Below are 17,567 nucleotides of genomic sequence, written 5' to 3'. Positions count from 1 at the left end.
GGCGACCCTGGATCAGCAGACAGGGCAACACTGAGCTGGCAAACCTGAACCCATCATTCAGAGGAGCCGGCCAATGCCTGCGACCCGTATCTGGTTAAAAAAACCCCTCGCAATTTTCACTGCCAATGGCCTCGATGCCCGTGGCGGCCTGGTGCTGCAAGACGGTGTGATCACCGAAGTGCTGGCCCAAGGGCAAGCGCCTGCACAACCCTGCGCGCAGGTGTTCGATGCCCGCGAGCATGTGGTGCTGCCTGGGCTGATCAATACTCACCACCACTTCTATCAAACCCTGACCCGCGCCTGGGGCCCAGTGGTCAACCAGCCGCTGTTTCCCTGGCTGAAAACCCTGTACCCGGTATGGGCGCGGCTCACCCCGGAAAAACTCGCCCTGGCCAGCAAAGTCGCCCTGGCCGAATTGCTGCTCTCGGGCTGCACCACGGCGGCCGATCACCACTACCTGTTCCCCGATGGTTTGGAAAACGCCATTGATGTGCAGGTAGGCAGCGTGCGTGAACTGGGGATGCGCGCCATGCTCACCCGCGGTTCCATGAGCCTGGGCGAAGCCGATGGCGGCCTGCCGCCGCAGCAAACGGTGCAGCAAGGCCAGGTGATTCTCGAAGACAGCCAGCGCCTGATCCGCGAATATCACCAGCGCGGTGACGGTGCGCAGATCCAGATCGCCCTGGCGCCGTGCTCGCCGTTTTCCGTCACCCCCGAAATCATGCAAGCCAGCGCCGAGCTGGCCAACCAGCTGGACGTGCGCCTGCACACCCATTTGGCGGAGACCCTCGATGAGGAAGATTTCTGCCTGCAACGCTTCGGGCTGCGTACCGTGGATTACCTCGACAGCGTCGGCTGGCTCGGCCCGCGCACCTGGCTGGCCCACGGCATTCACTTCAACCCGGACGAAATCGAGCGCCTGGGCGCAGCCGGCACCGGCATCTGCCATTGCCCAAGCTCGAATATGCGCCTGGCCTCCGGCATCTGCCCCACCCTGGACCTGCTTGCCGCCGGCGCCCCGATCGGCTTGGGCGTGGACGGCTCGGCCTCCAACGACGCTTCGAACATGATCCTTGAAGCCCGCCAGGCCCTGTACATCCAGCGCCTGCGCTACGGCGCGGAAAAGATCACCCCCGAAGGTGTGCTCGGCTGGGCCACCAAGGGCTCGGCGCAGCTGCTGGGGCGCACGGATATTGGCGAGTTGGCAGTAGGCAAACAGGCGGACCTGGCGCTGTTCAAGCTCGATGAGCTGCGCTTCTCCGGCAGCCATGACCCCATTTCCGCACTGCTGCTGTGCGGCGCGGACCGGGCAGACCGAGTGATGATCGCGGGTCAATGGCGGGTGATCGATGGTCAAGTCGAAGGCCTTGATCTCAAGGGCTTGATCGCCGATCACAGCCAGGCGGCGCGGCAGTTGATCGCGGGTATCTAAGCCAGGCACCAATCAAAATGTGGGAGCAAGCTCCCACATTGGATATGTGCCACCTTTTAACTCGGTTACAAACCCAACAGCGACAGCATGATAAAGGTCGCAAACAACACAAAATGCGTCATCCCTTCTATCGCATTGGTTTCACCATCGTTGAGGTTGATCGCGCTGACGATCAGCGTGATAAACACCATCACCGTCTGCACCGGCGTCATCGCCATCTGGAACGGCTGCCCAGTGTAGAGCGCCATGGCTTCCATCACCGGCACCGTCAGGATCACCGTGGACAACGAAGCCCCCAGCGCGATGTTGACCACCGATTGCATGCGGTTGGCCAACGCGGCGCGCAATGCCGTGAGGATTTCCGGAGCGGCCGAGATAGCCGCCACCACAATCGCGGTAATCACTGGTGGTGCGCCTGTGCCTTCCAGGCCCAGGTCGAGGGTCTTGGACATCACCTCGGCCAGCGCGCCAATCACGATCACCCCAAACACCAGGGTCGCAATGGAAAACGTCAGGCTGACAGACGGCGCGTGCTCGTCTTCCGGCTGTTTCTTGCGGCGTTTCTCCGGGTAGCTGTAGCTGAAGAAATAACTGTGCGGCCCCACCTGCATGCGCAGGAACAAGGTGTAAAGCACCACCATCGCGCCAATGGTGAAGGCCGAGTAAATTTTCCAGTCCGCTTCGGGGATAAATTCCGGTACCACCATCGACACCCCCATGGCGGTAAGAATCATCACACTGTAGGTGCGCGCCGAGTCATCGTTGTAGGACTGTTCGCCATGCTTGATGCCGCCCATCAGCGCGGCCAGGCCGAGGATACCGTTGATATCGAGCATCACCGCTGAGTAAATGGTGTCGCGCACCAGGGTGGGCGATGGCTCGTTACTCATCATGATCGCCAGGATCACCACTTCCACCAATACCGCGGCGAGGGTCAGGATCATGGTGCCGTAGGGGTCGCCGACTTTTTCCGCCAACTGCTCGGCGTGATGGGCCACGCGCATCGACGCCATCACGATAAACGCGATCAGCGCAAAGCCGGCCAGCAGCGCAACCAGTTGGCCGCTGTGGAGCATCCAGTGTTCCAGCGGGTAGGCGGCGATGGCGGCAATCAGCGCCAGCAGCATGAATTTTTCTTGCTTGAGGGATGTGAGCATTCGGGGCCTTTTCGTACAGCGAATCAGTCATTGATGGGGTACAGACTGCGCCGAGCCGCTAACGTTTCGTTACACCTTAGTTCAGGCCGCCCTTGCGTGAGTGACAGAAATACTCTCCTGCTGGTCAGGTTTTGCCGATTATTTCAGCCATGGCCTGTAGAATGCCGCCATTGCACCTGATGAGATTTTAAAAAATGTACGATTGGCTCAACGCCCTGCCCAAGGCTGAATTGCACCTGCACCTGGAAGGCTCGCTGGAGCCTGAGTTGCTGTTCGCCCTGGCCGAGCGCAACAAGATTGCGCTGCCATGGAACGACGTCGAAACCCTGCGCAAGGCCTACGCCTTCAACAACCTGCAAGAGTTTCTCGACCTGTATTACAAGGGCGCCGATGTGCTGCGCACGTCCCAGGACTTCTACGACCTGACCTGGGCTTACCTGCTGCGCTGCAAGGCCCAGAACGTGATCCACACCGAACCCTTCTTCGACCCGCAAACCCACACCGACCGTGGCGTGCCGTTCGAAGTGGTGCTCAACGGCATCGCCGCTGCGCTTAAAGACGGCGAGCAGCAACTGGGCATCACCAGCGGTTTGATCCTCAGCTTCCTGCGCCACCTGAGCGAAGACGAAGCGCAGAAAACCCTCGACCAGGCCTTGCCGTTCCGTGACGCGTTCGTGGCCGTGGGCCTGGACAGCTCGGAAATGGGCCACCCGCCAAGCAAGTTCCAGCGCGTGTTCGACCGTGCCCGTCACGAAGGCTTCCTGACCGTGGCCCACGCCGGTGAAGAAGGCCCGCCCGAGTACATCTGGGAAGCCATCGACCTGCTGAAAATCCAGCGCATCGACCACGGCGTGCGAGCCATTGAAGATGAACGCCTGATGCAGCGCATCATCGACGAACAGATCCCGCTGACGGTATGCCCGCTGTCCAACACCAAGCTCTGCGTGTTCGACGACATGGCCCAGCACAACATCCTCGACATGCTCGAGCGTGGCGTGAAGGTCACCGTCAACTCGGATGACCCGGCGTACTTCGGCGGCTACGTCACCGAAAACTTCCATGCGCTATACACCAGCCTGGGCATGACCCAGGACCAGGCCAAACGCCTGGCGCAGAACAGCCTGGATGCGCGGCTCGTGAAACCGTAACTGAATAGACTTGGACTCAACCTGTGGGAGCTGGCTTGCCTGCGATAGCGGTGTATCAGCCAGCCTCTTATTGCTTGACCTACCGCTATCGCGGGCAAGCCCGGCTCCCACATGGCCCCATCAGCTTCAAGCCTGGGTGAGTTCTTCCAGGGTCTTGCCCTTGGTCTCCATCCCGAACAGCCACACCACCATCGCCGCCACCGCAAAGCACAGCGCGCCCAAGGCAAATACCCCGCCCTGCCCGGTTATCGGGAACACCAACCCGGTCACCAACGGCCCCAGCAACGAACCAACCCGCCCAATCGCCGACGCAAACCCCGAGCCGGTTGCACGTGCCGAGGTGGGATACAACTCCGGCGTGTAGGTGTACAGCACCGCCCACATGCCAAACAGGAAAAACTGCATCAACAACCCCGAGGTGATCAGCAGGCCCACGTTGCCGCCAAACACTGCGCTCTGCCCATACAGAAACGCCATCACCCCGCCGCCCAGCAGGGTCACCACGCACACAGGCTTGCGTCCCCAGCGCTCCACCAACCACGCGGCCATCAAAAAACCTGGGATTCCGCCCAGGGAAATGATCACCGTGTAATACACCGACTGGGTCACGGCAAAACCCGATTGCTGCAACAACGCACTCAACCACGACGTCAGCCCGTAGAACCCAAGCAGGGCGAAGAACCACACACTCCAGATCATCATCGTGCGTTGGCGGTACTGCGCCGACCACAACTGCTGGAACGCGGAGAAAAACGTCCCCGGCGTACTCTCTACCCGTGGCAAAGCAACTGGCTCCGGCAAGTCGGCGCGGCCCAGGGAATCGCGCACCTTCTGCTCGATGCCAAGCAAGACCTTGTCCGCCGCCTCATGGCGCCCAGCCTGTTCCAGCCAACGCGGCGACTCCGGGATAAAGAAGCGGATGGCCAGCACGAACACCGCCGGTACCGCCAGCACCAGGAAGATGTCGCGCCAGCCAATCACCGGCAACAAGAAGTAAGACAGTACGCCCGCAGCCACAAAGCCCAACGGCCAGAAACCATCCATCAAGGCGATATAGCGCCCACGTCTTTTGGCGGGGATCAGCTCCGACAGCATCGACTGGGCAATGGGAAACTCCATGCCCATGCCAATGCCCAGCAGGATCCGAAACAACGTCAGCGTCTCCACCGTCTGGGCCGTGGAACACAAGTAGCTCGCCAACCCCCAGAGGACGATGCTCCACTGAAACACCGGTTTGCGACCGAATCGATCAGCAAGCATCCCGGACAGCGAAGCGCCCACCACCATGCCGAAAAAACTCGAACTGGCCAGCAACCCGGCCTGGGCCGTGCTCAGGCCAAACTCGGTTTTGATCGAGCCCAACAGGAAGGTCATCATCGCCAGGTCCATGGAGTCAAAGAAAAACGCCAGGGCGATGATGATGAAAATAATTCGGTGGTAACCGCTGATGGGCAACCGTTCCAGGCGTTCCGCCGCGCTATAACCCTGCCTACCCATGCCACACCCCTCGTATGAAAAATCCCCCTTGCGAGTGTGCGGCATCGTTTGCGCCGGCTATTGCTGGATGCGACCTGACGACAGCTGAGAACGACGCCTACAGCTTGGCAATGCGAGCTATGTGCTCAAGCCCCAGGTCATTGACCGACAAGGCCCGTGACTCGTTGATCACGCTGATCCAGTTCGCCTGCAGAAACAGTTGCATCAAGCCCGCCCCCAACGCACCGCCCAGATGGGGTTGTTGCTGGCTCCAGTCGAAACAGTCGCAGGCCAGCGGCGATGCCAATGCCTGGGTAAAAATGCCCAGTTGCGCCAACGCCTGCACGCCATTGGGCGTCACCTCTGTACGCGGCTCATGGCGTTCGATCCACCCGGCCTCAAGCATCCGTTGATACAACTGCGCCGCCAGCTCGCCGCCGAGGTGGCCATGGCACCAGCGGGCACGGCGCAGCAATGGCGGTGCGCGCAGCGCCGCTGGCAAAACATCGGGTGTGCTGCGGGCCGCGCTGGCCATAGTGGTGCTGGCCAGCGCATCAATGGCGGCACTGACATCGGCCGCCGCTACACGAAACAGGCGCTGGCCCCGCCGCGCCTCGATCCGCAACAGGCCGCTGCCGGACAGCCGCGCCAAATGTGCATTGGCTGACGCCGGCGACAGCCCGGCCAGCGTCGCCAGCTCTTCGGAAGTCTTCGCCGAACCGTCCATCAAGGCCCAGAGCATGGCCGTGCGTTTAGGCTCGGCGAGCAAGCTGGCGATCTGACTGATGCAAGGTGCTGCTCCCATGTATTCACTCCCTGTTAAACCATTTTTCTGCTGCGGTTGACGCCCAAGTATAGGTGCGCAGGCAATAGGTTCCCCGGTGTCTGACGGTGCAAATCAGGACAAGATATGAGCGAAACTTCCGAGCGTGGCGCAGGCTATTGACGAGAAGCCATTCGTCCCGGTCGCTGGGCCGTCAATGTCGCACAACGGGACACGAGCATGTCCCGCAGCAGATTGATGGGTTTACTCAATTGCGCACGGTGGGCGCACAGCAGGTTGAGCGGGGTGCACTCACCCTGCAGTTCCGGCAGGATCAGACGCAAGCGCCCGGCCAGCACATCGGTGCTCACATCCAGCCAGGATTTGTAGGCGATGCCCATGCCCGCCACCGCCCAGCGGCGCACCACATCGGCGTCATCGCTGAAGCGATCGCCGCTGACCGTCAGGCCCACATGGCGCTTGCCATCGTAAAAACCCCAGTGGTCGTGGACGCGGCTGCCAAGCATGTACAGCAGGCAATTGTGCTGGGCCAATTGCTCCAGATGCCGCGGCTCGCCATGCCGGGCGAGGTAACTGGGGGCGGCGCAGAGTACGCGAATATTGTCCGGAGCAATGGGCAGCGCAATCAGGCTGGAGTCTTCGGGTTCGCCGTAGCGCAAGGCAATGTCCACGGGCTGGCGGAACAGGTCGGCGATGCGATCACCAAGCAACAGGCGCACGTTCAGTTGTGGATGCTCCTGCTGGAACGCATCCAGCCACGGCAACAGCTGGTTGCGACCGAAATCCGAGGGCGCCGACAATTGCAGCACACCACTGACGTGGTCCTGGCCACTGGCCAATAGGCGCCGCCCGTCATCCAGCGCGCTCAGTGACGCCCGCGCGTACGCAAGGAAGCCCTCGCCTTCGGCTGTCAGGCGCAGGCTGCGGGTGGAGCGCGCCAGCAAGCGCGTACCCAGTTGCAGTTCGATACGCTTGAGCGCGGCACTGGCCACCGCCGGTGACAGGTCCATGACCCGCGCCGCAGCCGACAGGCTGCCCAAGTCGGCGGCCCGCACAAACAACTGCAAATCATCAAAACGCAGCATGCATTTCCGCTCATTATCAATATTTGGTTGAAACAGCCTGCTGTTTTAGCCGCTTTTATCGGCGTAGGAAATAGCCAATCATCTGCCCATCCCGTTAGCCCGTGCCCGGAGTCGACTATGCCCACCGCTTTTAATGTCATCGCCACGCTGATCGCCAAACCCGGCCAGCACGCCACCCTGGAAACCCTGCTGCGCGGCCTGCTGGAACCGACCCGCCTGGAAGCCGGTTGCGAGCAGTACGACCTGCACCAGGACCTGCAACACCCCGAGACCTTCTACATGCTCGAGCGCTGGAGCGACGACGCGGCGCTGGCCGACCACGACCAGAGCGCGCATATCCAGAGCTTTCGCGCCAAGGCCGCCGATGTGATCGAACACTTCGAACTCAAGCGCCTGAAATTTCTCGCCTGATCCCGCCTTTTTTGTAGGAACGAGCGTGCTCGCGAAAACCCCAACGACGAGGCGCGAAACCAGAAACACCGCGTCATCGTTAACGATCTTCGCGAGCAAGCTCGCTCCTACCTTGACCGTATTCACTTGGAGTCATCATGAAAGCCATCGCCTACTACGCCTCACTGCCGATCACCGATCCAGAATCCCTGCAAGACATCGAACTACCAGCCCCCGTGGCCGGCCCCCGTGACCTGTTGGTGGAAGTCAAAGCCATCTCGGTCAACCCAGTGGACACCAAAGTGCGCCAGAACGTCGCCCCGGAAAATGGCGCCGCCAACGTGCTGGGTTGGGACGTGGCGGGCGTGGTCAAGGCGGTCGGCAGTGACGTGACGTTGTTCAAGGCCGGCGACAAGGTGTACTACGCTGGTTCCCTGGTACGCCCAGGCGGCAACAGCGAATTGCACACTGTTGATGAGCGCATCGTCGGCCATATGCCCCAAAGCCTGGGGTTTGCCGAAGCGGCCGCATTGCCGTTGACCGCTATCACCGCGTGGGAGCTGTTGTTCGAACGTTTGCAGGTGACTGAAGGCAAAGACGATCAAGGCCAGAGCCTGCTGATCGTCGGCGCTGCCGGTGGCGTGGGGTCGATCCTGACTCAACTGGCCAACCAGCTCACCGCGTTGAAGGTCATCGGCACCGCCTCGCGCCCCGAGACTCACGCATGGGCCAAGGCCCTGGGAGCACACGTGGTGATCGACCACAGCCAGCCGCTGAGCGAGGCGTTGAAAAATGCCGGTCACGGGCAAGTGACCCACGTCGCCAGCCTGACCCAGACCGAGCATCACCTGGACCAACTGGTCGAAGCGCTGCAACCCCAAGGCAAGCTGGCGTTGATCGACGACCCCAAGGCCCTCGACGTGAGCAAGCTCAAGCGCAAGAGCCTGTCGCTGCACTGGGAGTTCATGTACACCCGTTCGATGTTCGAGACGCCAGACATGATCGAACAGCACAACTTGCTCAACCGCGTGGCAGAACTGATCGACGCCGGCACCCTGAAAACCACGGTGGGCGAGCACTTCGGCGTGATCAATGCAGCAAACCTGCGCCGCGCCCACGCCCTGCTGGAAAGCGGCAAGGCCAAGGGCAAGATCGTGCTCGAAGGGTTCTGAAAAAACGGCTGTCAGTGTCGTCTGTTATCCACGTAGGTAACGGACGACACCATTAGTCCGAGAGTTGATCCTTGTCATATTTATGCGCCCGTTCAGGTTTATATTGGCCGCCTTTGCCACGATTCTTTTACGTGAGGAAGTCAGCAATGAAAATCCTGATAAAAGCGTTAGCAAAATCCCCCGGCAGCCAATGGCAAGTTCGTCTCGACGGCGAGGCCATCACCTTTCGCAGTGAAGCCGAGGCCCGCGCCTTTGCCGACACGCTGCAAGCCCGGATCCAGGCGCCCCATCGCTTCCCTCTCAACCAGCAACGTTCCGCTGGCTGAGCCCAACTTCAGACCTGCGCCTGTACGGCCCTTGCCCGTTGCAGGCGCTGGGTCGCCATGGCAATGGTCACCGCCAGCACACCGCAGAGGCAGATGACCATGGCCATCGGCATTGCCGTGCCGTCGTGCAACACACCGACCAACGACGCCGCACCTGCCGCCACACCGAACTGAATGCAACCGAGCAACGCCGACGCGCTGCCAGCCCGAGCCCCCTGCCCGCTCATGGCGCAGGCCGAGGTATTCGGCAAAATGCAGCCCAGACTGGCGATACAAATAAACAGCGGCACCAATAACGGCCATAGCGCTTCAGTGCGCAACGCGGCAATTCCCAACAGCGTCAACGCCGCCGCCACGTACACCCACACGGTACGCGACAGCAAAAACGCCGGGCCGCGCTTGGCGAGCAATCTTGCGTTCAGTTGCGCCACCAGGATAAAGCCCGCGGCGTTGGAGCCGAACAACCAGCCGTAATGTTCGGCCGGTACGCCATAGAGCTTGATAAATACGAAGGGGGAGCCGGCGATGTAGGCAAACATCCCGGCAATCGAGATGCCGCCGGTCAAGGCATAGCCCAGGTACACCCGGTCTGACAGTAGCGAGCCGTAGCGGCGCAACGAGCCCGACAACGGCTGGCGCGGCTGATCGGCCGGGAAGGTTTCCGGCAACCCGACCGCCACGGCGATGGCCGCCATCACGCTGAACAACGACAACGCCAGGAAAATCGACTGCCAGCCCCACACGCCGACCATCAGGCCACCGGCCAACGGCGCCAGGATCGGGGCCAGGCCGGTCACCAGCATCAGTTGCGAATACACCTTGGCCGAACCCACGGCATCGCATTTGTCACTGACCACCGCCCGGGAAATCACCATGCCCGCACACCCGCCAAGGGCCTGCACGAAGCGTGCACCGATCAGCCATTCCAGGGACGGCGCATACGCACAAGCGAAAGACGCGAGGGTAAACAGGGTGACGCCGCTGAGCAGCGGCACGCGCCGGCCAAAGCGGTCGGCCAGCGGCCCGTAGATCAATTGGCCAATAGCCAGGCCCGCGAAATACACCGCCAGGGTCAGCTGGATATGTTTTTCGTCAGTGGCGAAGGCCGAGGCCATTGCCGGAAATCCCGGCAGGTAAAAGTCGATCGCCAACGGCGCGAAGGCGCTCAAGGCGCCCAGAATCAGGATTATGCGAAGGTTCATCAGACACCCAAGTGAGTCGGCAGCTCGACAGTCTAGCCGCGCTTGGGTGCCATGAACATTACGTTAGGTGGCTAACGATCAGAAAAATCACGCCAGCTTGACGCTGTAGCCTTCCTCGGCAATCAGGTCGATCACTTGGTCAGAGGACAGACTGCTTGCCACCCGCACTTCTTTAGCCTTCAAGTCGACCTCCACACTTGCTGCCGAATCCTTGCTCTGTACCGCCTGGGTCACCGCTTTAACGCAATGGCCGCAGGTCATTCCTTCAACGCTGAATATTTGCATGACATGACTCCTTTGATGAGGTTGAGCCCAGTGTCGAGCTTGCCATGATGGCAAGGTCAAGTTCTCAGTATTTCTGCCGGGCTGGTATTCGGCGGCGGCGTCGTCCAAGCTTCAACTCCCTAGCTGTGAACCATGGAGCATTCGCCATGCGCTGGTCGTTTTTTGCCCTTGCCGGCCTGATGAGCTTGCCTGCCGCTGCGCCCCAGGCCCTGGCAGCTGAAGATTATGCGGTGCTGATTATTTCCCGCGAACGCCTGGAAGTGCCGACCCACTGCGAGATCGGCCTGTATATCCAGGACCAACTGGCTGGGCGTCTGTTCCAAGAACAGGCCACCTCCTTCAACTTTCCCCCCGGCGATGTGTCGCTGCGCCTGAAAGTGTTGCCGGGTCAAGCCCCCGGCTGTCAGCCAGGCATGCTCGCGCCCCCCGCGCAGAACATCACCTTGAAAGCCGGCGATGTACGCAAATTACGCATTGCCCAAGGCCCGGACGGCATGTACCTCAAAACCGCGGCATTGGAATACTGAAGGGGCTTGACCTTCCCCACAGGTTAAGGTTGATCCTAGTGGCAACTTCTTCTGGAGGACTGCCCCATGAATGGATCCACCACCTTTGACCTGCCCATCGGCGGCATGACCTGTGCCAGCTGTGCCGGGCGGGTCGAACGCGCGCTGGGCAAAGTGCCGGGCGTGCAACGTGTCAGCGTCAACCTGGCCAATGAGCGCGCGCACATCGAAGTACAGGGCCAGATGGACCCCAGCGTGTTGATCGCCGCCGTCGACAAAGCCGGCTACACCGCCACCCTGCCCCAAAGCGAAACCGCCACCGACGCCGATCAAGCCCGGCGCCTGCGCCGCGAGCGCTGGTCGCTGGTGGCGGGCATTCTGCTGGCGCTGCCCTTGGTGCTGCCGATGCTGGTAGAGCCCTTCGGCCTGCACTGGATGCTCCCCGCCTGGATACAGTTTGCCCTGGCCACGCCGGTGCAATTCATCCTGGGTGCGCGCTTCTATGTCGCCGCGTGGAAAGCCGTGCGCGCCGGCGCCGGCAATATGGACCTGCTGGTGGCGATCGGCACCAGTGCCGGTTACGGATTGAGTATCTATGAATGGCTCACCGCCGCCCCAGGCGTGACGCCGCACCTGTACTTCGAAGCCTCTGCGGTGGTAATCGCTCTGGTGCTGCTGGGCAAATACCTGGAAAGTCGCGCCAAGCGCCAGACCGCCAGCGCCATCCGCGCCCTTGAAGCCTTGCGGCCGGAGCGGGCGATTCGCGTGCAGGACGGCCGCGAAGAAGACGTCGCCATCAGTGCGTTGACGCACGGCGACCTGGTGCTGGTCAAACCCGGCGAACGCTTCCCGGTGGACGGTGAGGTGGTGGAAGGCCAGAGCCATGCCGATGAAGCCCTGATCAGCGGCGAAAGCCTGCCGGTGCCCAAACAACCCGGCGACGCGGTCACCGGTGGCGCCATCAACGGTGAAGGCCGCCTGCTGGTGCGCACCCTGGCCCTGGGCGCGGAAAGTGTGCTTGCGCGCATCATCCGCCTGGTCGAAGACGCCCAGGCCGCCAAGGCACCGATTCAGAAACTGGTGGATAAAGTCAGCCAGGTGTTCGTGCCGGCCGTGCTGGTATTGGCGCTGATTACCGTAGTGGGCTGGTGGCTGTATGGCGCCTCCCTGGAAACCGCCATCATCAATGCGGTGGCCGTATTGGTGATCGCCTGCCCTTGTGCCCTGGGCCTGGCCACACCGACCGCGATCATGGCCGGCACTGGCGTCGCCGCACGCCACGGCATCCTGATCAAGGACGCCGAAGCGCTGGAGCGCGCCCATGCCGTGAGCGCCGTAGTGTTCGACAAGACCGGCACCCTCACCTCCGGCGCGCCCAACATTGCGCATTTGGCGGCCGTGGATGGCAACGAAGCCCTGTTGTTGCAACAGGCCGGCGCCCTGCAGCGCGGCAGTGAGCACCCGCTGGCCAAGGCCGTGCTGGATGCTTGTCGCGAAAGAGGCTTGGACGTGGCCGATGTGAGCGCCAGCCAATCCCTGACCGGGCGCGGCATTGCCGGTACGCTCGACGGTCGGCCATTGGCGCTGGGTAATCGCCGCTTGCTGGAAGAGACCGGCCTGGACGCAGGCGATTTAGGCCCGCGTGCCAAGGAATGGGAAGCCGAAGGCCGCACCTTGTCCTGGCTGATCGAACAAGGCGCGCAACCCCGCGTGCTAGGGCTGTTTGCCTTTGGCGACACGCTCAAGCCCGGCGCGTTGCAGGCCGTGCAACAACTCAAGGCGCAGCACATCAGCAGCCACCTGATCACTGGCGATAACCACGGCAGTGCGCGGGTGGTGGCCGAGGCCTTGGGCATCGACGACGTGCATGCCGAGGTACTGCCCGCCTATAAAGCCGCTGCCGTGGCCGAGCTGAAAAAAACCGGCGTGGTGGCCATGGTCGGCGACGGTATCAACGATGCGCCGGCCCTGGCCGCTGCCGATATCGGCATCGCCATGGGCGGCGGTACCGACGTGGCCATGCACGCCGCCGGTATCACCTTGATGCGTGGCGACCCGCGCCTGGTGCCGGCCGCCCTGGAGATCAGCCGCAAGACCTACGCGAAAATTCGACAGAATCTGTTCTGGGCCTTTGTGTATAACTTGATCGGCATTCCCCTGGCCGCCTTCGGCCTGCTCAACCCGGTACTGGCTGGCGCCGCCATGGCCTTGTCCAGCGTCAGCGTGGTGAGTAACGCCCTGTTGTTGAAAACCTGGAAACCCAAGGACTTGGAGGATCAACGCCCATGAACATCGGCCAAGCCGCCCGCACCAGCGGGCTAAGCGCGAAGATGATTCGCTACTACGAATCCATTGGCCTGCTGAAAACCGCCCACCGCACCGACAGCGGCTACCGGGTGTACGGCCACGACGACCTGCACACCCTGACGTTCATCAAGCGCTCGCGGGACCTGGGGTTTTCACTGGAAGAAGTCGGCAAGTTGCTGACCCTGTGGGAAGACCGCCAGCGGGCCAGCGCCGACGTAAAAGCCCTGGCGCGCCAGCACATCGACGAGTTGAACCACAAGATTCGCGAGCTGGGGCAACTGCGCGATACCTTGCAGGACCTGATGGAGCACTGCCAGGGCGATCATCGGCCCGATTGCCCGATCCTCAAGGAGTTGGCAGCGGGCAACTGCTGCGCCTGACTGGACAAACACAAAACCCAATGTGGGAGCTGGCTCTTGTGGCGAGGGAGCTTGCTCCCGCTGGGGTGCGAAGCGCCCCCCAAAAAAGCCAGCACCCGCTGCGCGGGTGAACGGGAGCAAGCTCCCTCGCCACAGTGAGTTACTGCATCCAAGGCGGCGGCGGTGGCTCGTCCGGCACTTTGCTTGGTGGCGCATCATCCGCCGCGCGAATCGCCTGGCGACGCTCTTCATCCAACCGCGCCGCTTCGATCTCACGGATCACACCGCCCACATCCGCCAGTTCTTCCGGTTCGTCGAACTCACCGGTCAATACACTGGCCGGGTGCAAGGTGCCAGCTTCGTACAGCGCCCACATTTCCTTGGCGTACTTGGTTTTCTTCAACTCCGGGGCAAAACGCCCGAAGTAGGAAGCCATGTTGCCAACGTCGCGCTCCAGCATGCTGAACGCGTGGTTGTTGCCCGCCGCATCCACCGCCTGGGGCAGGTCGATGATCACCGGGCCCGTAGGCGTGAGCAGTACGTTGAACTCGGACAGGTCACCGTGCACCAGGCCGGTGCACAGCATCAGCACGATCTGGGAGATCAGGAAGGCGTGGTATTCACGCGCCTGGTCCGGCTCCAGCACTACGTCATTCAGACGCGGCGCCGCATCGCCGTATTCGTCGGCCACCAGTTCCATCAACAGCACGCCTTCGAGAAAGTCGAACGGCTGGGGCACACGAACGCCCGCACCGGCCAGGCGAAACAGCGCTGCCACTTCCGCGTTCTGCCAGGCATCTTCGGTTTCCTTCTTGCCGAACTTGGAGCCCTTGGCCATGGCTCGCGCCTGGCGGCTGTTACGGACCTTACGGCCTTCCTGGTATTCGGATGCCTGACGAAAACTTCGTTTATTCGCCTCCTTGTAAACCTTGGCGCAACGCAATTCATTGCCGCAGCGCACCACATAAACAGCTGCTTCTTTACCACTCATCAGAGGGCGCAGCACTTCGTCGACCAGACCGTCTTCGATCAGGGGTTCAATGCGTTTAGGAGTCTTCATCAGCTTTTATTGTGGGTCCTGTATTACCAAACACGCGTGTGGCACTCGTTATACGGCAATCGGCTCGCCGGGGGGAGAGGCTACTGACCTCTGACCCCTTCAGAATGCATTCAATGGGCCAATTTTGTCGGCAATCAGCGTTCGATAATCGCCGTCACGCCTTGGCCACCGGCTGCACAGATGGAAATCAGCCCACGGCCCTTGCCCGCTGCATCCAATAATTTAGCCAGGCTGGCGACGATACGCCCACCGGTGGCGGCAAACGGATGGCCCGCCGCCAGGGAACTGCCCTTGACGTTGAGGCGGCTGCGGTCGATCGACCCCAGCGGCGCGTCCAGGCCCAGGCGGGTCTTGCAATAGTCGGCGTCTTCCCAGGCCTTGAGCGTGCACAGCACTTGGGCGGCGAAGGCTTCGTGGATCTCGTAGTAATCAAAGTCCTGCAACGTCAGGCCGTTGCGCGCCAGCAAACGCGGTACCGCATACACCGGCGCCATCAGCAGGCCCTCGGCGCCGTGGACGAAATCCACTGCCGCCGCTTCGCCATCGCGCAAGTAAGCCAGGATCGGCAAGCCGCGCTCCTTGGCCCATGCCTCACTGCCCAGCAACACCAGGGAGGCACCATCGGTCAGCGGTGTGGAGTTGCCCGCGGTGAGCGTGCCCTTTTCGCTGCGCTCGAAGGCCGGCTTGAGGCTGGCGAGTTTTTCCAGGGTCAGGTCGGGCCGCAGGTTGTTGTCGCGGGTGAGGCCGAGAAAGGGCGTGAGCAAATCGTTGTGCCAGCCTTCGGCGTAGGCCGCCGCCATCTTCTGATGGCTCTCCAGCGCAAGCTGGTCCTGCTCGGCGCGGGGGACCTGCCAGGTCTGGGCCATCAGTTCGCAATGCTGGCCCATGGACAAGCCGGTACGCGGTTCGCCGTTGCGCGGCAGTTCCGGCTTGAGGTGATGAGGACGAAGTTGTAACAGGAGTTTTAGCTTATCTCCCAGGGATTTGCTGCGGTTGGCTTGCAGCAGGATCTTGCGCAGCCCTTCATTCACGCCAATCGGTGCATCCGAGGTGGTGTCCACCCCGCCGGCAATGCCGCATTCGATCTGGCCCAGGGCGATTTTATTGGCCACCAGCAGCGCCGCCTCAAGCCCCGTGCCGCAGGCTTGCTGAATGTCGTACGCAGGGGTTTGCGGTGACAGGCGCGAACCGAGCACGCATTCACGCGTCAGGTTGAAATCACGGGAATGCTTGAGCACCGCGCCGGCGGCCACTTCGCCCATGCGCAGGCCGTGCAGGTTGTAGCGCTCTATCAGGCCCTCCAGCGCGGCAGTCAGCATCGCCTGGTTGCTCGCCGTAGCGTAGGGGCCATTGGATCGGGCGAAAGGAATGCGATTACCGCCAATGATCGCTACACGGCGCAATTGAGTCATGGAAAGCTCCCTTGTGGTGGTGGGTGGAATCATCAAGCCTAGCCTAGGCTCAATCGAACGACTGCCACCCCAGGGTGGTCAACCTTTGAACCCCAGCCTTCGGAGAGCGTTCCATGTCTGACCGTTATATCGACTTCGCCAACTCAAGCCTCGGCCATCGCCTGGTCGCCGCCATTGGCCTGCCGTCACCGGTACGCCTGGAACGCTGGCAAGCCGGGCGCCTGCGCCCGGTCGAAGGTGCGCTGCTGCTGGGCGGCGGCGCATTGGCTACCCAGGTGCTGGCATTTGCCAACCGACTCACCGACGCCGTCTACAGCTACGGCGCCGAAGCCTCGACAGCGCCCGCGTGGATTCCAGGACACGGCCCCAAGCTCAAGGCGGTGGTGTTCGATGCCAGCGGTTTGCAGCACACCGACCAGCTCAAGCAGCTGCGCGAATTCTTCCAACCACTGCTTAAAAACCTCGACCACAGTGCCCACTTGGTGATCCTTGGCCGGGCGCCGGAAAGCCTCAGCGATCCGTTCGCCGCCAGCGCCCAGCGCGCCCTGGAAGGGTTCAGCCGTTCCCTGGCCAAGGAGCTGCGCAGCGGTGGCGTGCTGCAATTGCTGTACGTGGGCGACGGTGCCGAAGACCAGTTGGAAGGCGCGCTGCGGTTTTTCCTCTCGCCCAAAAGCGCTTATATCTCGGGCCAGGTGATTCGCCTGTCAGCTTGCGACACCCCGGTGCAAGACTGGACGCGCCCTTTGGCCGGGCGCAAGGCGTTGGTTACCGGCGCCGCTCGAGGCATCGGTGCCTCCATCGCCGAAACCCTGGCCCGCGACGGCGCCGACGTGATTCTGCTCGATGTGCCCCAGGCCAAGGCCGACCTCGAAGCCCTGGCCGCACGCCTGAATGCACGCACGGTGGCCCTGGATATCTGCGCCGAAGATGCCACACGCCAACTGATCGAGCACCTGCCAGACGGGCTCGACATCCTGGTGCACAACGCCGGCATCACCCGCGACAAAACCCTGGCCAACATGACCCCGGAATACTGGGACGCAGTGCTGGCGGTCAACCTCAAGGCTCCGCAAGTGCTGACCAAGGCCCTGCTCGACAGCGGCACCCTGCAGGACAATGCACGGGTGGTGTTGCTGGCTTCTATCAGTGGCATCGCCGGCAATCGTGGGCAAACCAACTATGCCGCAAGCAAGGCTGGGTTGATCGGCCTGGCTCAAGCCTGGGCGCCGCTGTTGAAGGAGCGTGGGATCAGCATCAACGCCGTCGCGCCAGGGTTTATCGAAACCCAGATGACCGCGCATATTCCCTTCGCCCTGCGCGAGGCCGGGCGCCGCATGAGTTCCCTGGGCCAAGGTGGCTTGCCCCAGGACGTGGCCGAAGCCGTCGCCTGGCTGAGCCAGCCGGGTTCCGGCGCGGTCAGCGGCCAAGCGCTGCGGGTGTGTGGGCAAAGTCTTCTGGGAGCGTAA

The 17,567-nt window shown here is 62.1% G+C and carries 17 protein-coding genes; 9 read left to right on the top strand and 8 right to left on the bottom strand.

Features of this window, described 5'->3' with window-relative positions:
• Positions 1–73: 73 nt before the first annotated feature.
• Positions 74–1,432 (top strand): 8-oxoguanine deaminase, encoded by a 1,359-nt coding sequence (locus CLM72_RS03365; protein WP_105225632.1) that lies wholly within the window; start codon positions 74–76, stop codon positions 1,430–1,432.
• 65 nt (positions 1,433–1,497) lie between these two features.
• On the opposite strand, the gene CLM72_RS03360 is transcribed toward CLM72_RS03365, so the two are convergent.
• Positions 1,498–2,589: a calcium:proton antiporter gene (locus tag CLM72_RS03360; RefSeq protein WP_003188263.1), complete on the bottom strand. Its 1,092-nt coding sequence runs from the start codon at positions 2,587–2,589 to the stop codon at positions 1,498–1,500.
• Between the two features lie 194 nt (positions 2,590–2,783).
• On the opposite strand from CLM72_RS03360, the gene CLM72_RS03355 reads away from it, so the two are divergent.
• Complete coding sequence (locus CLM72_RS03355; protein WP_003171521.1) at positions 2,784–3,737, top strand: adenosine deaminase; 954 nt, start codon at positions 2,784–2,786, stop codon at positions 3,735–3,737.
• A gap of 126 nt (positions 3,738–3,863) precedes the next feature.
• Here CLM72_RS03355 and CLM72_RS03345 read toward each other — a convergent pair whose 3' ends face one another.
• The 3 genes from CLM72_RS03345 to CLM72_RS03335 all read right to left on the bottom strand — a co-directional run bounded on the left by CLM72_RS03345 (position 3,864) and on the right by CLM72_RS03335 (position 7,082).
• Positions 3,864–5,234, bottom strand: a complete 1,371-nt coding sequence (locus CLM72_RS03345) for an MFS transporter (protein WP_105225630.1) — start codon at positions 5,232–5,234, stop codon at positions 3,864–3,866.
• Between the two features lie 97 nt (positions 5,235–5,331).
• Positions 5,332–6,018 carry a helix-turn-helix transcriptional regulator gene (locus CLM72_RS03340; RefSeq protein WP_034125905.1) on the bottom strand — a complete coding sequence of 229 codons (687 nt, stop codon included), beginning with the start codon at positions 6,016–6,018 and terminating at the stop codon, positions 5,332–5,334.
• Between the two features lie 134 nt (positions 6,019–6,152).
• Complete coding sequence (locus CLM72_RS03335; protein WP_105225629.1) at positions 6,153–7,082, bottom strand: LysR family transcriptional regulator; 930 nt, start codon at positions 7,080–7,082, stop codon at positions 6,153–6,155.
• Between the two features lie 117 nt (positions 7,083–7,199).
• On the opposite strand from CLM72_RS03335, the gene CLM72_RS03330 reads away from it, so the two are divergent.
• The 3 genes from CLM72_RS03330 (at position 7,200) to CLM72_RS03320 (ending at position 8,970) form a co-directional block, all read left to right on the top strand.
• Positions 7,200–7,493: a putative quinol monooxygenase gene (locus CLM72_RS03330; RefSeq protein WP_034125903.1), complete on the top strand. Its 294-nt coding sequence runs from the start codon at positions 7,200–7,202 to the stop codon at positions 7,491–7,493.
• A gap of 137 nt (positions 7,494–7,630) precedes the next feature.
• The gene (locus tag CLM72_RS03325) at positions 7,631–8,644 is read left to right on the top strand and encodes a zinc-binding alcohol dehydrogenase family protein (RefSeq protein ID WP_105225628.1); all 1,014 of its coding nucleotides are present in this window, start codon (positions 7,631–7,633) and stop codon (positions 8,642–8,644) included.
• A 146-nt stretch (positions 8,645–8,790) separates the two neighbouring features.
• Complete coding sequence (locus CLM72_RS03320) at positions 8,791–8,970, top strand: hypothetical protein (RefSeq protein WP_014716767.1); 180 nt, start codon at positions 8,791–8,793, stop codon at positions 8,968–8,970.
• Positions 8,971–8,978: 8 nt separating this feature from the next.
• Here the strand turns inward: CLM72_RS03320 and CLM72_RS03315 are convergent, their stop codons facing one another.
• Positions 8,979–10,172, bottom strand: coding sequence for a multidrug effflux MFS transporter (locus tag CLM72_RS03315; protein ID WP_105225627.1), 1,194 nt, complete (start codon positions 10,170–10,172; stop codon positions 8,979–8,981).
• Positions 10,173–10,259: 87 nt separating this feature from the next.
• Positions 10,260–10,457 (bottom strand): heavy-metal-associated domain-containing protein, encoded by a 198-nt coding sequence (locus tag CLM72_RS03310; protein ID WP_054896417.1) that lies wholly within the window; start codon positions 10,455–10,457, stop codon positions 10,260–10,262.
• Between the two features lie 146 nt (positions 10,458–10,603).
• On the opposite strand from CLM72_RS03310, the gene CLM72_RS03305 reads away from it, so the two are divergent.
• The 3 genes from CLM72_RS03305 to cueR all read left to right on the top strand — a co-directional run bounded on the left by CLM72_RS03305 (position 10,604) and on the right by cueR (position 13,650).
• A complete protein-coding gene (locus tag CLM72_RS03305; RefSeq protein WP_105225626.1) occupies positions 10,604–10,984 on the top strand; it encodes a hypothetical protein in 381 nt (126 codons plus the stop codon).
• Between the two features lie 66 nt (positions 10,985–11,050).
• Complete coding sequence (locus tag CLM72_RS03300) at positions 11,051–13,252, top strand: cation-translocating P-type ATPase (RefSeq protein ID WP_105225625.1); 2,202 nt, start codon at positions 11,051–11,053, stop codon at positions 13,250–13,252.
• A complete protein-coding gene (gene cueR, locus CLM72_RS03295; protein WP_003188242.1) occupies positions 13,249–13,650 on the top strand; it encodes a Cu(I)-responsive transcriptional regulator in 402 nt (133 codons plus the stop codon). The genes CLM72_RS03300 and cueR overlap by 4 nt, the downstream gene beginning before the upstream one ends.
• 139 nt (positions 13,651–13,789) lie before the next feature.
• On the opposite strand, the gene CLM72_RS03290 is transcribed toward cueR, so the two are convergent.
• Together CLM72_RS03290 and CLM72_RS03285 are read right to left on the bottom strand one after the other, a co-directional pair.
• On the bottom strand, positions 13,790–14,689 hold the full coding sequence (locus CLM72_RS03290; protein WP_014716761.1) for a PA4780 family RIO1-like protein kinase: 900 nt from the start codon (positions 14,687–14,689) through the stop codon (positions 13,790–13,792).
• Between the two features lie 134 nt (positions 14,690–14,823).
• On the bottom strand, positions 14,824–16,101 hold the full coding sequence (locus CLM72_RS03285; RefSeq protein ID WP_105225624.1) for an acetyl-CoA C-acetyltransferase: 1,278 nt from the start codon (positions 16,099–16,101) through the stop codon (positions 14,824–14,826).
• 113 nt (positions 16,102–16,214) lie between these two features.
• Here CLM72_RS03285 and CLM72_RS03280 point away from each other — a divergent pair, with 113 nt between their 5' ends.
• Positions 16,215–17,567 carry a 3-oxoacyl-ACP reductase gene (locus CLM72_RS03280; protein ID WP_105225623.1) on the top strand — a complete coding sequence of 451 codons (1,353 nt, stop codon included), beginning with the start codon at positions 16,215–16,217 and terminating at the stop codon, positions 17,565–17,567.

It is taken from the genome of Pseudomonas sp. MYb193 (assembly GCF_002966775.1).
GTDB lineage: Bacteria > Pseudomonadota > Gammaproteobacteria > Pseudomonadales > Pseudomonadaceae > Aquipseudomonas > Aquipseudomonas paracarnis.
This window is presented reverse-complemented; position numbering and strand designations above follow the sequence as displayed.

Coding starts and splice junctions, on each gene's coding strand:
- CLM72_RS03325 (WP_105225628.1), top strand. CDS start 7,631: ATGAAAGCCATCGCCTACTACGCCTCACTGCCGATCACCGATCCAGAA.
- CLM72_RS03330 (WP_034125903.1), top strand. CDS start 7,200: ATGCCCACCGCTTTTAATGTCATCGCCACGCTGATCGCCAAACCCGGC.
- CLM72_RS03360 (WP_003188263.1), bottom strand. CDS start 2,589: ATGCTCACATCCCTCAAGCAAGAAAAATTCATGCTGCTGGCGCTGATT.
- CLM72_RS03345 (WP_105225630.1), bottom strand. CDS start 5,234: ATGGGTAGGCAGGGTTATAGCGCGGCGGAACGCCTGGAACGGTTGCCC.
- CLM72_RS03315 (WP_105225627.1), bottom strand. CDS start 10,172: ATGAACCTTCGCATAATCCTGATTCTGGGCGCCTTGAGCGCCTTCGCG.
- CLM72_RS03285 (WP_105225624.1), bottom strand. CDS start 16,101: ATGACTCAATTGCGCCGTGTAGCGATCATTGGCGGTAATCGCATTCCT.
- CLM72_RS03300 (WP_105225625.1), top strand. CDS start 11,051: ATGAATGGATCCACCACCTTTGACCTGCCCATCGGCGGCATGACCTGT.
- cueR (WP_003188242.1), top strand. CDS start 13,249: ATGAACATCGGCCAAGCCGCCCGCACCAGCGGGCTAAGCGCGAAGATG.
- CLM72_RS03340 (WP_034125905.1), bottom strand. CDS start 6,018: ATGGGAGCAGCACCTTGCATCAGTCAGATCGCCAGCTTGCTCGCCGAG.
- CLM72_RS03280 (WP_105225623.1), top strand. CDS start 16,215: ATGTCTGACCGTTATATCGACTTCGCCAACTCAAGCCTCGGCCATCGC.
- CLM72_RS03290 (WP_014716761.1), bottom strand. CDS start 14,689: ATGAAGACTCCTAAACGCATTGAACCCCTGATCGAAGACGGTCTGGTC.
- CLM72_RS03310 (WP_054896417.1), bottom strand. CDS start 10,457: ATGCAAATATTCAGCGTTGAAGGAATGACCTGCGGCCATTGCGTTAAA.
- CLM72_RS03320 (WP_014716767.1), top strand. CDS start 8,791: ATGAAAATCCTGATAAAAGCGTTAGCAAAATCCCCCGGCAGCCAATGG.
- CLM72_RS03355 (WP_003171521.1), top strand. CDS start 2,784: ATGTACGATTGGCTCAACGCCCTGCCCAAGGCTGAATTGCACCTGCAC.
- CLM72_RS03335 (WP_105225629.1), bottom strand. CDS start 7,082: ATGCTGCGTTTTGATGATTTGCAGTTGTTTGTGCGGGCCGCCGACTTG.
- CLM72_RS03365 (WP_105225632.1), top strand. CDS start 74: ATGCCTGCGACCCGTATCTGGTTAAAAAAACCCCTCGCAATTTTCACT.
- CLM72_RS03305 (WP_105225626.1), top strand. CDS start 10,604: ATGCGCTGGTCGTTTTTTGCCCTTGCCGGCCTGATGAGCTTGCCTGCC.